This is a genomic window from Coleofasciculus sp. FACHB-712, assembly GCF_014695635.1.
Taxonomy (GTDB): Bacteria; Cyanobacteriota; Cyanobacteriia; order Cyanobacteriales; family FACHB-T130; genus FACHB-T130.
The window spans coordinates 1-3,595 of sequence record NZ_JACJOQ010000320.1; the positions used below are offsets into that span (position 1 = coordinate 1).

The window sequence follows — 3,595 nt, forward strand, 5'->3', positions numbered from 1 at the left end:
TTGATAGAGATTACAAAGTTGGCATCTAAAATTATTTCCGACGATGTCGAAGCCCTCTTAAATATTCTCGATCGCTCTGTGTTTAACTACGCCGTCATGACCGGAATTCAAATCCACGGCCCTCTAGGCACCCACTGGATCTATCCACAAGATTTTTATGTCGTCGGAGCTGACATTCCTGGGGGGAAGGAAAAGATAGAAGCGTTTCAGGCGGCGCAAAATTAAAAAGGTAATAACAACGCGATTTTTAGATACAACAGTTGTATGATAAATCTGAAGTATTCAGTTTGGAATAGCTATAGGAGTGAGGAGCCAGGAGCCGAAATTCATAAGCTTCCTAACTCTTGAGTTTCGTCAGAATCGTCTGTTGTACTTACGTTACAAATAGCATTATATTTGTAACCACGAGGTAAACATGTTGAGCGCAACCTCATCTGAGGCAACCAGATACCAAAATACAGAAATCTCTCTTAAAGAGAAATCAAAAAGGGTGGACGATATCCACCCTTGTTAATCATTCAGGCGCACTTAAAAAATAATTTCGGTGCTTACAGGTAACACCTACCACAACTTCAACTGCTTACCAATCCAGTTTCCTGACTGATATACGCCATAAGCCGTTGCCGCAGCTCCACCAGCTAGGATTGCACCCATCACTACTGGCCCACCTACAGCCGAAGTAACAACCGCGGTTGCTGCTGCTCCAGCCACATTAGTTCCCATAGCGCCAGCAATTGCAGTTGTGACTCCACCTAGTCCCATTGATGAAACTGCGGAAGCCATGCCAGCGTAACCTGCAAGGGAACCTGCACCTGCGGCAGCAGCAGAAGCAACAGACGTTCCGACAATAGCAGCAGTCTGGATACCAGCCTTAGCCGCCTTTTCTGCCGATCTGTCACTTCCATCTAAACCATCGGTCAATCCATCAAATGCGTCTTTGAGAGGTGCCATAAGTTACACTGCCGTATCTTACAATAATCCAGGTCAAAAATTAAGCGAAATTTGTAATAACAGCCTAAAATATTTATTCTGAAATGTCAGTATATTTTTCCGAATTAAGTACTTGCACTGAACCTCTTGATAGCTTTATAAAGCTTTTAAAATATTGTTGCCATTGGATTTAAAGTTAGTGTTAAGCAATAGGTTGGAAAGTTATTATTACAGTGTTTTGAGCAGCAATTTTTAACAGAGAGAAGGCATTATGCTACATAAAGGCTACGTTATCAGGTTTTGACGATACAAAGGTAATAGAGGTGTATTTTGATAGCGATCGCAATACCATCAACATAGCGAGAAATCGTTGATTGGGATGACGCTATTCAACGTTTTTTACCAAACAGGAGTGCAGTTAGAACCATTGCAATTGAGCGATCGCATTCTTTCGCTAAGCCGTATATTAGATGCGATCGCTTCTCGTATCTAAGTAGAGAGTAAGTACGAGCGCTTCATTATACTGAGGTATTGCGTTTTAAAAAATTTATGGGTGTGCCTCTTTGAGTTTTTCTTGGGCGCATGGATTCCCATTCTCAATGAATATACTGTCAAGTAGCAATAGTCAAGTATCAATTATTACGAATAATTAAATGCGATCGCTCTGCACAGATAGTATAGACACAATCAATTCTGTCCCTAAAACCTGTTATTGAAGCAACAGAGGAGTATTTTGGAAAAAGAGCTGATTAACGATTGCAGCGATTAATAGAATATGTCAAAAGCCTCTAGTTCCTTCCAACTCAGCGAGCGAGACCGTGCTAACCTTAGCCGCATGGTAGATTACAGTTCGGTGGAATCTCTACCGGCTATCTGGCAGTTGGCGCGATCGCACTTTGGTAATACCATTGCCCTCCACGACCCCCACGCTCAACCAGAAGTAGTCATAAATTACACCGAACTAGCTCAGCAAATTCAACAGTTTGCCGCTGGGTTGCAGGCATTAGGAGTCCAGCCAGAATCTCGCCTCGCCCTGATTGCCGATAATAGTCCGCGCTGGTTTATTGCCGACCAAGGGGCGATGACCGCTGGGGCAGTTGATATCGTGCGTAGCTCTCAGGCAGAGCGGGAAGAGTTACTATTTATACTGGCAGATAGCGGCAGCACTACCTTAGTGGTGGAAGACCTGAAGACGCTGAAAAAACTCAGGGAACGCCTCAACGACCTCCCGATTCAGCTAGTCGTTTTGCTCTCCGATGAAGAACCACCCGAAGAATCCACCTTAAAAGTGCTGAATTTCTCTGGAGTCATGGCAGCAGGGGAAAATCAATCCTTGCAGCCGGTGAAGCAAAACCGAGAAATGCTGGCGACGCTGATTTATACTTCTGGTACGACCGGCAAGCCCAAAGGCGTGATGCTGACGCATGGCAACCTGCTCCACCAGATTACCAACTTGGGAACCATCGTTCAGCCGCAACCAGGCGAACCTGTCCTGACGATTCTCCCCACTTGGCACAGCTTCGGGCGCACTGGCGAATACTTTTTCCTCTCCCACGGTTGCACCCAGATTTACACGAGCATTCGCCACATCAAAAAAGACTTTAAAGAATTCCAACCCCACTATTTAATCGCTGTTCCCCGACTGTGGGAATCTATCTACGAAGGCGTCCAGAAGCAGTTCCGCGAACAGCCTGCAAACAAGCAGAAACTGGTTAAAAATCTGCTAAGCATTAGTCAGCGCTACATTGAAGCTCGCCGTACTTGGCACAACTTGCGCTTACAACCCCAACCTCCCTCCATGCAAGAACGGCTATTAGCTGGAAGCCAAATGCTTACCTTGGCTCCTATCCATGCGCTTGCCCAAAAATTAGTGTATGGAAAAATCCGAGAAGCCACTGGCGGCAAATTAAAGTACGTCATCAGTGGCGGCGGCTCTCTGGCAATGCACCTGGAAAACTTCTTTGAAATTATTGGACTTGAGGTGCTGGTGGGCTATGGTCTTACAGAAACATCCCCCGTCTTAACAGCTCGTCAGTCTTGGTGCAATTTGCGGGGTTCATCTGGGCGATTTCTGCCAGGGACGGAAATTAAAATTGTTGACCCCGAAACCCGCAAACCCCTTCCGGCTGGGAGTCGCGGTCTGGTTTTAGCACGAGGGCCGCAAGTGATGCAGGGATATTATCAAAATCCCCAAGCAACTGCCAAGGCAATTGACTCTGAAGGTTGGTTTGATAGCGGCGATTTGGGTTGGCTAACAGAGGCGAATGACTTAGTGCTGACAGGTCGGGCGAAGGATACGATAGTTTTAACCAACGGCGAAAACATCGAACCCCAGCCGATTGAAGATGCCTGTCTGCGGAGTTCTTATATTGACCAAATTGTGTTGGTGGGTCAAGATGAGCGATCGCTTGGTGCGTTAATTGTCCCCAATCTGGAAGCTTTGCAAAAGTGGGCAGCAGATAACAATCTGCACTTGCGTCTTCCAGAGGAAACTTCTTTACCCAGCAATATCCCTACTGCATCCACTCAAGAAATTGACCTGAATAGTAAGATTGTTCAGGAATTATTCAAGAAAGAATTAAACCGGGAGGTGCAAAATCGCCCTGGTTATCGCCCAGATGACCGGATAAGTCTCTTCAAGCTAATTCTGGAGCCGTTCTCCATT

Annotated in this window: 2 protein-coding genes and 1 pseudogene; 2 read left to right on the forward strand and 1 reads right to left on the reverse strand. The window is 45.8% G+C overall.

The window, feature by feature from the left end; all coding sequences use genetic code 11:
- Positions 1–225, forward strand: a pseudogene (locus tag H6F50_RS08290) (hypothetical protein); the annotation flags it as partial.
- A 336-nt stretch (positions 226–561) separates the two neighbouring features.
- Here H6F50_RS08290 and H6F50_RS08295 read toward each other — a convergent pair.
- On the reverse strand, positions 562–951 hold the full coding sequence (locus tag H6F50_RS08295) for a hypothetical protein (protein WP_190428278.1): 390 nt from the start codon (positions 949–951) through the stop codon (positions 562–564).
- A 754-nt stretch (positions 952–1,705) separates the two neighbouring features.
- Here H6F50_RS08295 and H6F50_RS08300 point away from each other — a divergent pair.
- The coding region (locus tag H6F50_RS08300) for an AMP-binding protein (RefSeq protein WP_190428279.1) at positions 1,706–3,595 on the forward strand (1,890 nt) is incomplete at its 3' end.